Origin of the sequence: Weissella soli (assembly GCF_001761545.1) — a bacterium.
In the GTDB taxonomy this organism is placed as follows: Bacteria; Bacillota; Bacilli; order Lactobacillales; family Lactobacillaceae; genus Weissella; species Weissella soli.
In genome coordinates this window covers 787,961-805,723 of the sequence record NZ_CP017326.1, presented here as the reverse complement: position 1 = coordinate 805,723, position 17,763 = coordinate 787,961, and the positions used below count along the sequence as shown (strand labels likewise).

The 17,763-nt window shown below is 41.5% G+C and carries 12 protein-coding genes and 1 pseudogene; 11 read left to right on the top strand and 2 right to left on the bottom strand.

The features are described from left to right. The first annotated feature begins 1 nt into the window (after position 1). The 6 genes and pseudogenes from WSWS_RS03800 (at position 2) to WSWS_RS03775 (ending at position 10,526) form a co-directional block, all read left to right on the top strand. Entirely contained in the window at positions 2–1,681 is a 1,680-nt protein-coding gene (locus WSWS_RS03800; RefSeq protein ID WP_070230033.1) for a glycoside hydrolase family 43 protein, read from the top strand. Between the two features lie 197 nt (positions 1,682–1,878). After that, a pseudogene (lepA, locus tag WSWS_RS03795) lies at positions 1,879–3,674 on the top strand (translation elongation factor 4). Positions 3,675–4,055: 381 nt separating this feature from the next. Continuing rightward, a complete protein-coding gene (locus tag WSWS_RS03790) occupies positions 4,056–7,133 on the top strand; it encodes a type I restriction endonuclease subunit R (protein ID WP_070230032.1) in 3,078 nt (1,025 codons plus the stop codon). After that, a complete protein-coding gene (locus WSWS_RS03785; RefSeq protein ID WP_070230031.1) occupies positions 7,133–8,728 on the top strand; it encodes a type I restriction-modification system subunit M in 1,596 nt (531 codons plus the stop codon). The genes WSWS_RS03790 and WSWS_RS03785 overlap by 1 nt, the downstream gene beginning before the upstream one ends. After that, complete coding sequence (locus WSWS_RS08270; RefSeq protein WP_070230030.1) at positions 8,721–9,818, top strand: restriction endonuclease subunit S; 1,098 nt, start codon at positions 8,721–8,723, stop codon at positions 9,816–9,818. The genes WSWS_RS03785 and WSWS_RS08270 overlap by 8 nt, the downstream gene beginning before the upstream one ends. A 255-nt stretch (positions 9,819–10,073) precedes the next feature. After that, positions 10,074–10,526, top strand: coding sequence for a hypothetical protein (locus tag WSWS_RS03775; protein WP_070230029.1), 453 nt, complete (start codon positions 10,074–10,076; stop codon positions 10,524–10,526). A gap of 111 nt (positions 10,527–10,637) precedes the next feature. Here the strand turns inward: WSWS_RS03775 and WSWS_RS03770 are convergent, their stop codons facing one another. After that, on the bottom strand, positions 10,638–11,021 hold the full coding sequence (locus tag WSWS_RS03770) for a winged helix-turn-helix transcriptional regulator (protein ID WP_070230028.1): 384 nt from the start codon (positions 11,019–11,021) through the stop codon (positions 10,638–10,640). Between the two features lie 123 nt (positions 11,022–11,144). On the opposite strand from WSWS_RS03770, the gene hxlA reads away from it, so the two are divergent. From hxlA to WSWS_RS03755, 3 genes are read left to right on the top strand one after another with little or no spacing between them, the layout of a single operon-like run. Further along, positions 11,145–11,771: a 3-hexulose-6-phosphate synthase gene (gene hxlA, locus WSWS_RS03765; protein WP_070230027.1), complete on the top strand. Its 627-nt coding sequence runs from the start codon at positions 11,145–11,147 to the stop codon at positions 11,769–11,771. A 24-nt stretch (positions 11,772–11,795) separates the two neighbouring features. Then, positions 11,796–12,329 carry a 6-phospho-3-hexuloisomerase gene (hxlB, locus tag WSWS_RS03760; RefSeq protein WP_070230026.1) on the top strand — a complete coding sequence of 178 codons (534 nt, stop codon included), beginning with the start codon at positions 11,796–11,798 and terminating at the stop codon, positions 12,327–12,329. Then, positions 12,313–13,671, top strand: coding sequence for a glucose-6-phosphate isomerase (locus WSWS_RS03755; protein ID WP_070230025.1), 1,359 nt, complete (start codon positions 12,313–12,315; stop codon positions 13,669–13,671). The genes hxlB and WSWS_RS03755 overlap by 17 nt, the downstream gene beginning before the upstream one ends. A gap of 60 nt (positions 13,672–13,731) precedes the next feature. On the opposite strand, the gene WSWS_RS03750 is transcribed toward WSWS_RS03755, so the two are convergent. Next, positions 13,732–14,442: a GntR family transcriptional regulator gene (locus tag WSWS_RS03750; RefSeq protein ID WP_070230024.1), complete on the bottom strand. Its 711-nt coding sequence runs from the start codon at positions 14,440–14,442 to the stop codon at positions 13,732–13,734. 274 nt (positions 14,443–14,716) lie between these two features. Between WSWS_RS03750 and WSWS_RS03745 the strand changes: the two genes are divergently transcribed. Next, positions 14,717–16,099, top strand: coding sequence for a glycoside hydrolase family 1 protein (locus WSWS_RS03745; protein WP_070230023.1), 1,383 nt, complete (start codon positions 14,717–14,719; stop codon positions 16,097–16,099). Continuing rightward, a complete protein-coding gene (locus WSWS_RS03740) occupies positions 16,099–17,550 on the top strand; it encodes a PTS sugar transporter subunit IIC (RefSeq protein ID WP_070230022.1) in 1,452 nt (483 codons plus the stop codon). Before WSWS_RS03745 ends, WSWS_RS03740 begins: the two co-directional genes overlap by 1 nt. The last annotated feature ends 213 nt before the right edge of the window (positions 17,551–17,763 follow it).

The following is a 17,763-nucleotide window of genomic DNA, read 5'->3' as shown; positions in this document are numbered from 1 at the left end:
CATGACGAAAATCAAAAATCCAATTATTCCGGGGATGGCGCCGGATCCATCAATTCTGCGCGTTGACGATAAGTATTACATTGCCACATCGACGTTTCATTGGGCACCGGCCATTGAACTATATGAGTCGACTGATCTACAAAACTGGCATGTAATCGAACACGCTTTTAACAACGATGAAATTTCTTTGCAAGGCACGGCAACTCCCGCAGGTATCTGGGCACCCCATTTGTCATATGATCAAAAAAATAAGCGCTACTGGATTGCCTATTCACACATGCTGAATATGAACGGCCGGGAATTCAATGCGAATTCCTTCGCAATTTGGTCTGATAGCATTCATGGACCTTGGTCGGAGCCAATTTACCTGACTTCTATCGGCTTTGATCCATCGTTGTTCCATGATGAAGATGGTAAGACCTACGTCTCAATCCTAGAATGGGAGTCCCGGCCAAACTATCAGGCACCTGGTCGGATTGTGATTGCCGAATTCGACTTTGAGGCACACAAATTAGCGAGTCCCTGGCACACCGTGACGACGGGATTTACGACCCGCGGGGCTTCGGAAGCGCCAAACGTTTATAAGCGCCATGGCTACTATTACCTCATGATTGCCGCTGGTGGGACTGGTTATGCCCATGGTGTGGAAATTGGGCGTTCACGCAATATCTTTGGTCCATATGAACCGCATCCAAGTGGTGAACCCATTGTCACGGCCTCACCAGCGCACCTCTTTTCTAAGGGTGACCCCGATGCTGGTCAATTCCAAATGTATAACCCAACGTCTCCAATTCAAAAAGCGGGGCATGGGTCATTAGTTGAAACGCCCGGTGGTGAATGGTATCTGGCCCATCTCATGTCACGGCCACTACCACATACGACGCTCAATCCGTTGGGCCGTGAAACCGGTCTGCAAAAGATGCATTGGACCGCAGATGATTGGTTAGAGATGGCCGATGGTTCTAATCTTGCTAAAGAAACCGTTGATGCGCCTAAGGATGCCATCATCGAAACACCGGTATCACACGACATCACTGAATCTTTTGCCGGCCATACTTATCAGACCAACTTCATGTCGCCGTATCGTTTCCAGCATGAACAATGGGTCAATACTACTGAACGGCCGGGTCACCTGCGCATCTATGGAGGGGAGTCGTTGTTCTCACAAATGAACCCTAGTATGCTAGCGACGCGGGCAACGTCGTTTGATTATAGTATTGAAACCGAAGTAGAATTTCAGCCTGATCATTATTCAGAAACGGCTGGTTTGGGCTTGTATTATGATTCAAACAATTGGTTATACCTACGCCTATATTGGTCAGCTTCTGCAAATTCTTTGGCGGTTGGGTTATCACAAGCTAAGTTGGGTGAAAAAATAACCTATCTCTATCAAAAACTGCCGGTCCAGGTGGGTAAGGTGCAGCTCAAGGTGCGCTACAATTTCGGAATTGCGACGGTTTTGGCGAAGACACCAGCAGCCGATGAATGGACCACGATTGTCGCTGATATTGATGTCCAGTATCTCTCCGATGAAGGCGTCAACGGCGTGAAGGGCGAAATTGGCGGCTTCACCGGCCTGTTTAACTTCTTAGCAGTCACCGATGCTCATCAACACGATAGTTTTGCAGATTTCACCTACTATAAGGTTTTAAATGACCTCGATGAAAGTGCATTAGACTAAACAAACCGAGACACAGCAATAACTCCTATGGCACATAGGGGTTATTTTTGTTAATATAGATACGTATATATGTAAATTTACAAGGAGAGACATAATGATTATGTTAGTTGGTGGCGTCCGTTAAAAGGACGTCTAAAAAAATGACGTTCTTTTTCGCTTAGTTTCAATTAAACGAGATGGAGAACGGAATGATGAATATAGATTCAAACAATATTAGAAATTTTTCGATCATTGCCCACATTGATCACGGTAAGTCGACTTTAGCAGACCGTATTATGGAGTTCACCAACACGGTGGATGACAGGACTGCTAAGCCCCAATTACTGGATAATATGACGGTCGAAAAAGAACACGGTGTGACGGTTAAAGCCCAAACTGTCACCAATTATTATCTTGCCAAAGACAATCAGCAATACGTATTGAACTTGATTGACACACCAGGTCACGTTGATTTTTCGTATGAAGTATCTAAAAGCCTGTCTGCGACAGAAGGTGTGATTTTACTGGTTGATGCTACGCAAGGAGTGCAAGCGCAAACGATTGCGAATTATAATTTGGCCAAAGCCCAGCATATTAAAATCATGCCGGTGATTAATAAAATTGACAGTCCCAATGCTGAAGTAGCGACCGTTAAACAGCAAATCTTGGATCTGGATAGTGAGTTTAAGTCAGCAGATATCCTGGAGACTTCTGCGAAAAACGGTACCGGGGTGCCTGAATTACTGGAAGCCATCGTGGCCAACATTCCTGCACCGCAAGTAGCTGACCAAGCCCCAGAACTAAAAGCGCTCGTGTTCGATATGACCTATGATAGCTATCAAGGTGTCATCGTCCACATTCGCTTAGTGGCCGGTGAGATCAAAGCCAACCAGAAGCTCGTCTTGATGAATGCTGGTAAAACATTTGATGCCAAAGCAATCGGCATCTTCAATCCGAATATGGTTGAACAAGACACGCTGTACGCTGGTGAAGTTGGCTATGTGGTCACGGGTATCAAAGAAGTGAACCAAATTCGAGTGGGTGATACGATCACGACCGCGGTTGCCGGTACGGCAGAGCCAGTACCTGGTTATGAAGAGGCAACTCCCGTAGTCTATGCGGGTATTTTCCCGAAGGACGATTTTCTAGCGATGAAGTCAGCGCTATTTAAAATCGCGTTAAATGACTCGTCTTTGAAGATTGAAGACGATTACTCTGATGCGTTGGGTCAGGGCTTTCGCGTGGGCTTCTTGGGTAATTTCCATTTGCAGATTATCAAAGAACGTTTACTCGTGGAGTATGGGGTGGAAGTGATTACGACTTCACCGAATGTCACCTACAAGGTGCATTTGAAGAATGACAAGGTCGTTTCAGTCAATAATCCCGTCAATTTCCCCAATTATTCGGATATCGATTATGTGGAAGAACCCATTGTCATGGTGACGATCACGACACTGCCCGAGTCCGTTAATCAGGTGATTAACTTATCAGAGAAGTACCGGGGGTCTTGATTGACTTGAATAACCTCAGTAACCTCAGTAACTTAGTCCAGTTGACTTATAACATGCCGTTATCTGAAATCGCGTACCATTTTTTCAACGCTTTGAAGTCAGAAACTCATGGTTACGCGACGTTGTCGATGGGTGAGATCACTTATCAGCCCGCCGATGTCGTGAAAATGACCTTTGATATTAATTACAGTAATGTACCACAATTGACGTTCATTACAAACCGGGTCAATGCTGCGGATCAGTCCCAAGAACTTGTCCACAAGCTAAAGTACGCCGTGCCCCGCCAATTGTATCCAATGCCGGCACAAGCAATTGTTGAAGGGAAAGTCATCGCCCGCGTCGACATTCCCCCAATTCGAAAGAATGCCGCCGTCTCTGGTGAGAAAAAGAGTATCTCAAAGCAACAAGCCTTGCTCCGCCGACAAAGCCTAAACAAGCGCAAAGCCAAGCAACTAGAATTTGAATTACCCCAAAGCGTCTTTGATATTTTCTTGGATATTTAGGATGTTATGTGTTTAATGCTATAAAAAAACAGGCAGAGTCCCTTGATTAAAGGGGGGCTGCCTGTTTTATTTTTAAAAAGAATTTAATTTTCTGTCTCAATGAGAAACCAATGCCACGAAGCGAGTACAATTGCAACGGATAAAATGAAATGATTGGTAGGTTTAATATTCTAAATCTGATGATTTGAAAACAAAAAAATTCTGAATCAGCAATGACTAGTGATATTGTTGAGATGGTTGAAGTTTTTTCAGTCTAAAAGATGCTTTTTTTCATCTATTTCATGTCATAATAGAATAAGCAAACAATAATTAGCAATGCGTATTGGATGAACTGATTCTATGGCTGATTATTGATTAATTACAGTTAAGGATCATTGAACTATGACATCAGAGTTATCGATTGAAAGTCAATTTATTCATATTTTAAGTGAACAGGAAAACCAATGGCGTTTTCGTCCAGATTTGAAGACTGAGGCTGATCTGTGGATTAATTTTAGAATGCATCTCAATCGGTTAAATACCGCTGTCTTAGAAGGTCTCATGTTAACTGATCTGGAATTTGAACGTGTTCGGGTTGAGTTTTTGCGTTTGACCAGTTCCCCATTTTTAGCCTCACAATGGTTACGTGGTGAAAATGGTGTTGCCCAAATTCTCTTGGAACGTGAGTCCGGTGACAAAATCAGTTTAGAGGCTTTTCGTAATAAAGATATCGCGGGTGGTACCTCAGCATATGAAGTGGTTCATCAAATTGTTCCTGATACGGAACGAAGTACGAGAGGTGATGTGACCCTGCTCATTAACGGTCTTCCTATTATTCATATTGAACTAAAAAAAGAATCAGCTAAAGATGGCTACATGCAAGCTTATCACCAGATCCAACGCTACGCCCAAGATGGTTTTCTCAATGGAATTTATGCGACCACGCAATTATTTGTGGTCTCTAACAAAGTCGACACCCGTTATTTTGCTCGTCCTAGCGAGGACACTGATGCAGCTTATCAACAAATGACTAAATTTTTGTTCAATTGGCGAACAATAGACAATGTCCCTGTTCCGGATTTGTTCGATTTTGCGCGAACGGTATTGCGGATCCCCGATGCCCATGAATTAATTAGCCAGTTTACAATTTTGGTAGATGATCAAAAAAGTCAAAAGTTCTTAATGGTGTTACGGCCTTATCAAATTCATGCTATTCGTAGAATCAGACAACAAGCTGCTCTACATGAAGGCGGGTTTATTTGGCATGCCACGGGCTCTGGTAAAACTATTACTAGTTTTGTCGCCACCAAATTACTGGCACAAAATTCAGTTGGCGTTGATCGTACGATTATGGTTGTTGACCGAACTGATTTAGATTCCCAAACCAAAAATGAATTCACTAAATTTGCTTCTGAGTATCAAACTGGGCAAACATCCGGCGATAGCATCAATAATACGCTCATTGTTGGTATTGAAAATCAACATCAATTAGCACAAGGTTTATTATCGAAAAAGAATAATAATACGATCATAATTACGACCATTCAAAAACTTTCCGCTGCAATGCGTTCGGCACAAGCAGAAAGTGATAAAGATGGGCATAATAAGTTTGATCAATTACGTAAAGAACACATTGTATTTATTGTTGATGAAGCCCATCGTGCGGTCAGTGATGAGGAAATGCGCAAAATAAAAAGGTTTTTACCTAATTCAACTTGGTTTGGTTTAACGGGTACACCAATCTTTGAAGAGAATCAAAAGCAAGAAAATGGGACGTATGCGCGAACGACTGAACAACAGTATGGTCCACTGTTGCATGCTTATACCACTAAAAATGCCATGGATGATGAGGCTGTCCTAGGCTTTCAAGTCGAGTACCATTCACTATTACCAGAAGGTGATCAAGAGGCTATTGTGGCCCGGGTTAATCACGGCCACGTCCCTGAAGAGGTGATTGAGCAAGAAAAGTTATTGCCAAATGAGATTTACGAAACACCGCAACATATCGAAGCGATGTTACACAAAATTTTTGACCGTCGCAGTGTGGTGAAGAAGTTTAAAGTTAAAAATGGGTTTCCGACCATGGCTGGGATTTTGACAACCAGTTCCATTGCACAGGCTAAAAGAATCTACAATACCTTGCAAGAATTGAAAGCAGCTGGTACGTTGCTAACTGGTCGCCAGTTCGATGAACGGCATAAATTAGTTGATCCTGATTTTCCAAGAGTTGCGATTACGTTCTCGACGAATCCTGAGCAACAGGATCAAAATCAGACTGATGATGAATTGTTAAAAATTATGGCCGACTATGCTAAGCAATTCAATAGTACACCGTATACTGACGAAAAGTTATATAATCAAAACATCAATAATCGATTGGCTCGGAAAGAAAAACAATATCAGTCTGATGGTCAGTGGCTTGATTTAGTCATTGTTGTTGATCGTTTATTGACCGGGTTTGATTCTCCAACAATTCAAACATTATATGTTGATCGTGAGATGAAATACCAGAAGTTATTACAGGCTTTCTCACGAACGAATCGAATTTACTTGGGTAAGGACGCAGGTAAGATTGTCACTTTCCGTAAGCCAGAAACGATGAAAGAAAATGTGAAGGCTACTTTTCGGTTGTTCTCAAATGAAAATCAAAACTTTGAAGCACTGGTACCACGAGAGTATACAGCAGTGCGGGCTGAATTTGATAGTCTGGTTAATGCTTACTACGCAGCGGAAGAGGCTTTAACCGATAATCCAGGGCATTTACCTACCATGATTGAACAGGTTAGGGCATATCAAAAGTTGGAAAATAGTTTCAAAGCCTTAAAAAGTTACGACGATTATGAAGAAGAAGCGGATACATTGGCCCCCATTGTCGAGCAATTGCCAACTTTCCAAGGTAAAGTGGAAAATCTCAAGGCAAAGATCAAAGCTGAAGTTGCCGCTGGAGATGGCGACGATCAAATCGATGTTGATGAATTATTAGCTGATATTGTGTTCTCATCAACTCAAAATGCAACACATAAAGAAAATGTGGATAGCTTCTATATCAACCAATTGCTAAAAGCAATTCAAGATAACAAAGTCGGTGCAATTGAGGAATTTGATAAAGAAGTGCAGGGGAAAGATCCCTTGGTACAACCGATGTATCGTGATTTGAAGGAGCACCTACTACAATCAGATGAGCAAGTGGATGTGGTCGCACTGAAAGAGGAAGCTATCCAAGCCAGAATTGCAGCCTTGACCGAAGAGCAGGCGGCTGAGTTTGGGCTGTCTTTGGATTTTCTGAAGTTAGCAGCAAATGAATACCAGGCGGATAAACAAGTGATTCCGTATCTATCCGATCTACTAGATACAATGACGCTGTCAAAGGCTGATTTTGAATCACAAACCGGTGAAAAATACCGTAGGCGCACTAAAATTATTGAACAACGTTTACGAGAACGTTTTGATGTTATTCAAAAGTGGAAAGAAGAACTATAATGGCAGCAGGTTTAGAACAACAACTATGGGCAGCCGCTGATATCTTACGCGGCAAAATGGATGCAAGTGAATATAAAAATTATCTTTTGGGGTTAGTCTTTTACAAGTACCTGTCAGATGCCGAACTCCGTGAAGCGTATGAACAAGAAAATGGTAAAATAACTGTTTTCCCAGCTCGTGATGTTCAATATAAAACATTAATGGACTGGTATGCAGAAGATGCAACTGAATTAGCAGAAATTATTCAATTACAAAAGGGTTATTTTATCCCACCGGTTCACTTGTTTTATACATATCGTCAGCAAGCCGATCGATATGAATTTAATTTGACTGATTTACAAGCTGGGTTTAATGAGCTTGAACGACAGGGTAACCAATTTCAAGGGTTATTTGCAGATATTGATCTGAACTCAACTAAGTTGGGATCCAATGCGCAACAACGGAATGTTACGATTACTGAAGTCCTCCGGGCTTTAGATGAAATTGACCTATTTGCACACGATGGAGATGTGATTGGGGATGCCTATGAATACCTAATCGGACAATTTGCGGCTGGTGCTGGTAAAAAAGCAGGAGAGTTCTACACTCCACAAGCTGTGTCACGCATTATCTCTGAAATTACGGCTATTGGTCAAGAAGATCGTGCCCCCTTTCATATTTATGATCCCACAATGGGATCAGGTTCATTGATGTTAAATATCCGACGTTATTTATTGCATCCACAGCAAGTTCATTATCATGGACAAGAATTAAATACGACTACGTATAACCTTGCGCGTATGAATCTTATTTTGCATGGTGTTGATCAGGATCGTATGAACCTAAACAATGGGGATACCCTGGACGCTGATTGGCCTACTGAAGAGCCACACCAATTTGATGCCGTGGTGATGAATCCTCCTTACTCAGCAAAGTGGTCAGCGGCAGACAAGTTTTTATCAGATCAACGGTTTGAACGTTTTGGTAAGTTAGCGCCTAAATCAAAAGCCGACTTTGCTTTCTTATTGCACAGTTTTTATCACTTAAAAGATACAGGAACAATGGGCATTGTTCTACCACACGGGGTCTTGTTCCGCGGGGCAGCTGAAGGTACTATTCGCCAGGCCTTACTTGAGATGGGCGCGATTGATGCTGTGATTGCGTTACCAGCTAATATCTTCTATGGAACAAGTATCCCAACCATAGTGATTATTCTAAAGAAACAGCGTGATACACGTGACGTGTTGTTTATTGATGCTTCAAATGACTTTGAAAAACAAAAAAATCAAAACATTTTGTTGCCCGAACACATCGAAAAGATCGTGAGCGCTTATAAGAGTCGTGTTGATATCGATAAGTATGCCCACGTCGCTAGTTTTGAAGAAATCAAAGAAAATGATTTCAACTTAAATATTCCGCGTTACGTGGATACATTTGAGGAGGAAGATCCCATTGATTTGGTGCAAGTCAGTGACGATCTAGCCAAAGTGGAAGCCGATATAGAAACCACCCAAGCAGAGCTGTTAAGTATGATTGATGAATTGGCAGTAACGGAAGATAGTGAAGCCATTATTGAAGCTACAAAGCGTTTATTGGTAGGTGGTCATCATGAATAAGAGGGTGCCAGAAATTCGTTTTGTAGGGTTTAGTAATGATTGGGAAATGTATGCTCTGAAAGACGTAGTAACTAATCAAATAAAAGGTAAAGCACAATTTGAGAAACTACACAGTGGTGATGTTGAATATTTGGATACTTCACGATTAAATGGTGCGCAACCAGTCTTTACTGATGGAGTGAAGGATGTAACTAGAGATGATATCATAATCCTCTGGGATGGCTCAAAAGCAGGCACTGTATATATTGGATACGAAGGTGCATTAGGTTCTACCTTAAAGGGATTTAGAACGAAATCATATGCACAATTTGTCTATCAGTTATTGAAAAAAAATCAAGAGTACATTTATAATAATTATCGAACTCCAAATATTCCCCATGTTCAAAAAGATTTCTTGGAAGTGTTTAAAATTACCATTCCTAATATACAAGAACAACAAAAAATAGGTTCATTCTTCAAACAACTTGATAACCTCATCGACCTTCATCAGCGTAAGTTGGCCCTGCTCAAGGAACAGAAAAAAGGCTTCCTGCAAAAAATGTTTCCTCAAGACGGTGCCATGGTTCTTGAAGTTCGGTTTGCAGGGTTTAGTGGTGATTGGGCGATGCACAAGTTAGGTAACCTGATCAATGTGCACTCCGGTCGTGACTATAAACATTTGAATAAAGGAAACGTACCTGTGTACGGAACCGGTGGTTATATGACCAGTGTTGATGAGGCTTTATCACAAGAGGTAGACGCCATAGGAATCGGACGAAAAGGGACCATTGATAAGCCTTATATTCTAAGAGCACCTTTTTGGACCGTTGACACATTGTTTTTTGCAATCCCTGAGAATGGTAACGATTTAAATTTTATCAATAGTATTTTTCAACAGATTAATTGGAAACAATACGATGAGAGTACAGGAGTGCCTAGTCTTTCAAAAAAAACCATTAATCAGGTACAAGTAATTGTCCCAACTAGTATTGAACAACAAAAAATAGGTGCATTCTTCAAAAAGTTAGATGACGTTATTACTTTTCAAGAGCGTAAATTAGATTTACTTAAAGAACAGAAAAAGGGCTTCCTGCAAAGAATGTTTGTCTAACAGTATTTTACATTAAATTTTGGTAGGAAGAATTAAAGGGATTAATGAATTACGAGATGTTTCATTGTTATTTTGTAAACTATGACAGCAACCATTTTAAGATTAAAAGAGCGTCGCTAAGTTGATTTTTCAATTTATTAACGGATTAGAATGAATTTTTTGATACCCGTGATTCACTTATAATAGTCCTGTCAAACGTAGTGCTATAATTAGTCCCATAAGAAACCGTTAAAAGGCCGCATTTGGGAGCAAATTATGGAAAATTTTTGGCGTTCTATATCTGATAAAGCGGACATATTTTGGTCGCTTGGCTTTTTATGTTTCATATTTGTGTCGGTGAGTTTGTTCTCACACACTCAGGATTGGAATTGGGCCATATTTGAAGCTGCACCTACCTGGTTTGCGTTAATCATGGGGGGAGGTCTGATACAATTTTCAAGGGAAATTACTAAGAAAAATGAGTTACTAGCGTCATCTGAGCCACCTAAAACGGTTCCTGCGACGGCAACTAAAACCTCTCCCACAACTGTAGCTAAAAGAAATGCTAAAAGTATTGGGCCAGACGTTTCTGACGACCGGACACTAATAGATGATGATACTGCCGACATAATTACCTATGTCGCTGCGGACTATCTGATCAACCATGACCGAGATGATAATGATTGGGATGGTGATGGCAGTGACAGTAGTGATGGGGATGAGACGTAATTCACGGTATTATAATTTTCATAGTGCTAAATAAGCCTGCCCACTTATAAAGTAGGCAGGCTTCTTTTGATTAAACTATCAATATTGATAAATCCTTACTCAAGGACTATCTTATCGATTGAACTTCTTTTCGATATCCACGCTGTTTAGACGCATTTCACCCCAGGCATTGAGACTATTGATGATTGGCACTAGGGTATTGCCAATTTCACTCATACTGTATTGCGTATGTTTGACACGCCCAACCATATATTCGCTCTTATCGATCAGATGATCGTCCATGAGTTCATTGAGTTGGTTAGACAGGACTTTTTTGCTGATGCCCTTGAGATTATTCATAAAGTAGGAAAAGCTTTGTGGACCTTCCTGGATTAAAATCCACAGGATCATGAGTTTGTGTTTCCCACTGAACATTGAGACCGTGAATTCCTTGGTGCAATCAAAATCACCATTTTGCAACTTATTGATGACGTTATTTCTAAAACTATCTGTCATGATATGATTTATTTCTCCTAACTTCAGCCATTGTAGAGGTTACCTAAAAGTGCCCTCTGTTGGCATCTTGACGAACATCCTATAATGATTATATCAACTAGAGAAGGACGGTAGTAATTTATTATGAAACTACAATTAGCAATTGATTTAGAGGACGTGCAGGGAGCCATCGACCTGATTAACAAGACTAAGGATAGCATTGACATCTTTGAATATGGTACACCATTAGTGATTAATTTTGGTCTGGAAGGGTTACAAAAGATTCGTACGGAATTCCCTGACATTACCTTGTTGGCTGATTTAAAGATTATGGACGTTGCGTCATATGAAGTCAATCAAGCTTTCAAGTATGGTGCAGATATTACGACAATTCTAGGTGTTGCTGAGGATCAATCAATTAAGGATGCTGTTAAGGCCGCTCATGAAGCTGGTAAAGAGCTCCTAGTCGACATGATTGGTGTGCAAGATGTGGCCAAGCGTGCGCGTGAGATCGATGCTTTCGGTGCTGACTATATTGGTACGCACACTGGTTACGATTTGCAAGCCCTCGGTCAAGATCCATTTGCGACCTTCAGTATCATTAAGGAAAATGTCTCAAAGACCAAGACTGCCATCGCTGGTGGAATTAAGTTAGAGGCAGCAGACGAGATCAAGCAAGCTAACCCAGACTTGTTGATCATTGGTGGTGCCATCAGTACTGTTGATGATCCAGCAGCGGCTGCCGCAGCATTCAAGCAAATTCTAGGATAACTCCTAGTTTAATAGGAGGCATGTATGAATTGGGAAATTATCTTATCTGAACTAAATGCAAATACAGATACGCAAATTTCTACCGAATTATTAACATTAATCAAGCAAACTGATCGGATCTTCTTAACTGGCGCCGGTCGTTCAGGGCTAGCATTAAAGGCCTTTACGATGCGTTTGTCGCAATTAGGAAAAGTGGTTTTCTTCGTCGGTGAAACAACCACGCCCGCAATCGGTGAGTCAGATCTATTAATCATCGCCTCTTCATCTGGAGAAACGAGTCAATTGATTAAGTATGCTGACATCGCAAAGGATGCGGGTGCAAAAATTTGGTTGTGGAGTACTAATGATACTAATCCGCTCGCTAATAAAGCCGATTACGTGACTTTATTAGCCGGTAAAAGTAAATTTACTAGTGCAGAAGCCGTCACGATCCAACCAATGGGCAGTTTATTTGAACAATCCGTTTGGTTATTCGGTGATTTATTTACGCTAAATTACATGCATGAATATGACATCGCCGAAGATAATTTAAAAGAAAGGCATGCTAATCTTGAATAATGCGACATTAACGTTTGAAACACAACAGCTAGCACCGTTTGTTTCAAATATAGAGTTAACAATGCTACAACCCATGGTGACCGTTGCGGATACAATGCTACGCCAAGGGACTGGTGCTGGTGCAGCCTACACTGACTGGCTGCATTTACCTACAGAATATGACAAGAATGAATTTGCTCGTATTCAGGCGGCAGCCAAGAAAATCCAAGCAAACTCAAAGGTTTTGGTTGTGATTGGTATCGGTGGATCATACTTGGGTGCCCGGGCAGCCATTGATTTTTTGAACGAATACTTCAACAATTACTTGCCAGACGAGCAACGTGACTTTCCACAGGTGTTATTCGCGGGTAACTCGATTGCACCAGCATACTTGAACAGCTTAATCAAAGTGATTGGTGACCGTGACTTTTCAGTGAATGTCATCTCAAAGTCCGGTACAACGACTGAACCAGCCATCGCTTTCCGTGTATTTAAGCAAATGTTGGAAGACAAGTATGGCGTTGACGGTGCGCATGATCGCATCTATGTCACAACCGATGCTAAGCGGGGTGCTTTGAAGACCTTGGCAGATGCAGAGGGCTACGAAAGGTTCGTTGTACCTGATGGTGTCGGTGGACGCTTCTCAGTTTTGACCGCAGTGGGTCTATTGCCAATCGCAACTGCTGGTGGTGACATCGAACAATTGACGGCCGGTGCAGCTGCTGGTGAGGTGGCCTACGCTGACGCTGATCTAACGAAGAATCCAGCCTATCAATACGCTGCCTACCGTAACATTTTGTACCGCAAAGGGTATACGACTGAACTGTTGATCAACTACGATCCAACATTGGTCCAATTCGGTGAGTGGTGGAAGCAATTGCAAGGTGAGTCAGAAGGTAAGGATGGCAAGGGCATCTTCCCAGCTACCGGAAACTTCTCAACCGACTTGCACAGTTTTGGTCAATACATCCAAGATGGTCGACGCAACATGTTTGAGACATTGTTCCGGATCACTGAGCCAGTATCAGATGTCGTCATTCCAGAAATGGACGCTGACGATGGTTTGGGTTACTTGCAAGGCGAGAAGATGAGCTATGTCAACCGAACGGCGTCAGAAGGCACGTTGTTGGCCCACGTTGACGGCGGTGTTCCAAACATGATCGTGGAGCTGAATAAGCAAGACGAATTTGGATTGGGACAAGCCATCTACTTCTTTGAAGTGGCTGTTGCAATTTCTGGTTATTTGAATGGAATCAATCCATTTGACCAACCAGGCGTTGAGGCCTACAAGCGCAACATGTTTGGTTTGCTAGGCAAGCCGGGCTATGAAGAGCTGACGGCTCAATTGAAGATACGATTGTAAAATTAAGAAAGCAGCTAATCTCACGGTGTTGAGATTAGCTGCTTTTTTGTGGTTATTAAATTACATCGTTTCAAATAGGTAGTAAGACCTTTTGTTGGAATCATTTCTAGACGTAGAGTATTCAATCGGTTTACCGTTCACCAGCCAAACGATTTGTTCGATTTCGAGAATGGCAGAATTTTTGGACACATTCAAATAACGCATATCTAACTCATCAGCCTGTCGCGCCTGAATATTTCTGGAAATACCAGCAAACTTAAGGTGCAACGTATCGTGAATGTAGGTATAGATAGAAGACTCTAAGACTGATTGTGATAAACCAGGTACCAAGGCTACCGGCATATAAGTATTTTCAATGATGAAAGGATCGCCATCAAGCAGACGTAACCGAATGATGTGGTAGACCGGTTCTTCATCGTTGATATTGAGATGGGTTTTCACGTCTGCACTTGGAAACTCCAGATCAAACTTGATGACTTTACTGGCAACGCGCTCTGCTCCCGCTTGATCTGTGAGGCCTTCAAAGTTACTGGCCGGGGCGTCTTTGTCGGTAATTAATGTAGAGGGTCCGATCACAACCGTGCCGAAACCAGAAGTTTTTAAAACGAAGCCCGCATTCGCTAAATTGTCGAGGGCGTTTTTAATCGTGATTTTACTGACAGCGAAATCTTCAGCCAGCGTTTTTTGATCGGGTAGGATACTGCCTTTGGCGTAATAGCCTGAAATAATTTTTGCTTTAATATCGTTGGCGACTAATTCATATTTCTTCATGTATAAATTCCTTTAGTAGTGTTGTTTTAAGAGACATCGTGATTGTCGGAAAACATCAGGTCTTAGTGCTATTTTCTATCATGCCTAAACTTTCAGAAAGCAGCATTCGTGACGATCAGCTCATTATTAATCATTATAACAAATCGTCCATTTAAAACAAAAAACATAATCTTTAAAATATAAAACATTGATTTTGATTAAACGAGGTAATATAATTGAATCATCGCATGAGAAAGCGCTTTCATTGATGCATATCAAAAGGAGACTGGTTTTTATGACAACGAATCGAAAGATGCCCAAAACATTTTACTGGGGGAACTCAGTATCAAGTATGCAAACTGAAGGGGCATGGCAGGCAGATAATAAGGGACTATCGGTTTATGATGTACGTCCAGCAACAGAGAGTACAACGGATTGGCATGATGCCATTGATGAATTCAATCGGTACGAGGAAGATCTTGATTTGATGCAGAGCATGCATATGAACATGTATCGTATTCAAATTTCTTGGTCAAGAATCGTGCCAGATGGTGACGGCGCAATTAACGAACAGGGGTTTGCTTATTATGATCGCTTGGTAAATGCGATGTTAGCCAGAGGCATTGAACCGATGATCTGTTTGTATCATTTTGATATGCCATTAGCCTTAGCCGAGAAGCAAAGTGGTTTTTTGTCACGTGACACCGTGGCGGCATTCTTTCGGTTTGGCAAGGCCGTGATTGATCATTTTGCCGATCGGGTCAAGTACTGGATCACATTTAATGAACATAATTTATATTTTACCGATGAAGTTTTTCATATTTCAGGCTATACAGAAACTGAGCAGTCAGTGGACCATATGTATACTATTTTTCATCATACCATGTTGGCGCACGCTCAGATTACAAAGTACATCCATGACACGTATAGCGAACTAAAAATTGGTGGCATGTTAGCTTATACACCGATTTATCCAGCTACTGAAAGTCCCGCAGACGCATTTGCTGTGCGTAAGCAAAACGAGTTCACCTATGAAAATATCAATTCTTTGTTCGTGGGCAATGCATATTCGCCTGAAGTGGCACAGTATATTGACACTCATGACATTGATCTAGATTGGCAACCAGCAGACGCAGATCTTTTGGCTGCCACCTATGCCGATTTCCTATCATTTAGCTATTATCGGACAATGGTTTTAGATGCGCGTCGCATACCTGCCAATGAAGTACCTAATCGCTTCATGAATCATAGTACTGCTGAGAATCAATTTTTAGAGCATAGCGAGTGGGGGTGGAATATTGACCCATTAGGCTTTAGAAATGTGATTACGGATCTCTATAACCGCTATCGCGTGCCAGTATTTCCAATTGAAAATGGTATTGGCATCAAAGAAGTTTGGGATGGTGAACACGAGATTCAAGATGATCTGCGCATTCAATACCATGAGAAGCACATTAAAGCGATGAAGGATGCCATGTTCATCGATGGTGCCAAAGTTTTAGGTTACTTAGGCTGGGGGCTGATAGACATTCCAAGTTCGCATGCTGATGTTGAAAAAAGGTACGGCGCGGTTTACGTTAATCGCACCAATCACAATCTTAAGGACTTAAAGCGCGTCCCTAAAAAGTCATTTTACTGGTTCCAAAACATTTTAGGTCAGAATGGAGATACCTTATAATGGAAAATCAAGTTAATGGAAAAATGAGCTCATTTATAACCAAAAAACTGCTACCGGCAATTTTGAAGTTTGTTAATACAAAGGCCGTGAAGGCTTTGCAAGATGGAATGGTTTATGCTTTGCCATTTATCATCATCGGATCTATCTTTTTGATTCTGTCAAACGTCCCTGTCCCAGCCATCGCCACGGCATTAAAAAATTCAGGTTGGTCTGCTTTCTTCACGCAAGCCTATACGACGACTTTTGGTATTTTGTCGATTTGGGCAGCGGTTGGTATCGCCTATGTTTACGTACGTAATGAAGGCCTCGAAGCGCTTCCTGCTGGTTTGACCTCCTTGTCAGCCTTCTTAATGTTGCAAATGCTACAAGTGACCACGCCTCTGGTCGGGGTGATGGGCAAAAGTGGTGCCGGTATCACAAATAGTGCCGGAACAGTTGTTTTATCAGGTGCAGAGGTATCAAATCATATCGATAAATTACCGGCTGCACTGCAATCATTTTTACAATCACCAGTGACAGGTGTCATTAACATTAGCTGGTTAAGTGGTCAGGGCATGGTCGCCGCCATTATCGTCGGAATCCTAGTTGGTTGGGCCTACTCAAAAATGATCAAAGCTGGGTGGAAAATTACACTACCAGAACAGGTTCCCGCGAATGTGGCGAATCAATTTACAGCGATGATTCCTTCAGGTGTTATCTTAATTGCTACCATGTTAATTTATGCCGTCATCAAGATGACCCTTAATACAGACATGCTGAACTTGATTTATAATTCATTGTCAGCACCAATGCAAGGCTTGTCAGATTCACTCGTCGGCGCGATCTTGATTGCCTTCTTGGTATCATTCTTCTGGTTCTTCGGAGTCCATGGTGGCTTAATCATGGGTGGTATTGCCGGTGCATTTTTGATTCCAAATACTGCTAACAATGCGGCATTGTATCAAGCAGGCAAGTTGTCATTAAACAATGGCGCCCACATCGTCACGAATGAGTTCTACAATAATTTCATTAATTTAACAGGCTCGGGTATTACCATTGGGCTGGTTATCTTCACATTGGTCGCTGCCAAATCTGTGCAGTTCAAAACGATTGGTAGAATAGAGTTCGTGCCCGCACTATTTAATATTAATGAACCATTTTTATTTGGTCTGCCGTTGGTATTGAATCCATTCTTGGCAATTCCATTCTTCCTAACGCCAGTTATCATTGCCATCTCAACCTACAGTGTGATTTACTTTGGGATTGTGCCACCGCTAAACGGTGTGGCGGCACCATGGACAACGCCTGCGATTATTTCAGGGTTCCTGATTGGTGGCTGGAAAATGGCAATTTGGCAGGCCATCACGTTGGTCATTTCCGCATTGGTCTACTTTCCATTTGCTAAGAAATATGATCAATATCTATTTGAGCAAGAACAGGAAAAAGCTCGTAATGAAGGATTAGAAATTTAAAGTATTAGAAATAGCTTGCATTTAAAAATACCCTTATGCTAATTAACGGATTTTCTTGTTGAGTCCGTGGAATTAGTATAGGGGTATTTTTGTAGTGATCTCTGACTTCATTATTACCATAATAAATTAGCCTATTTACTTAAATTTAGGTTGACATAGTACTTGTATAGAGATACAGTATATTCAATTAAAATGAGAAAACGATAATAAAAT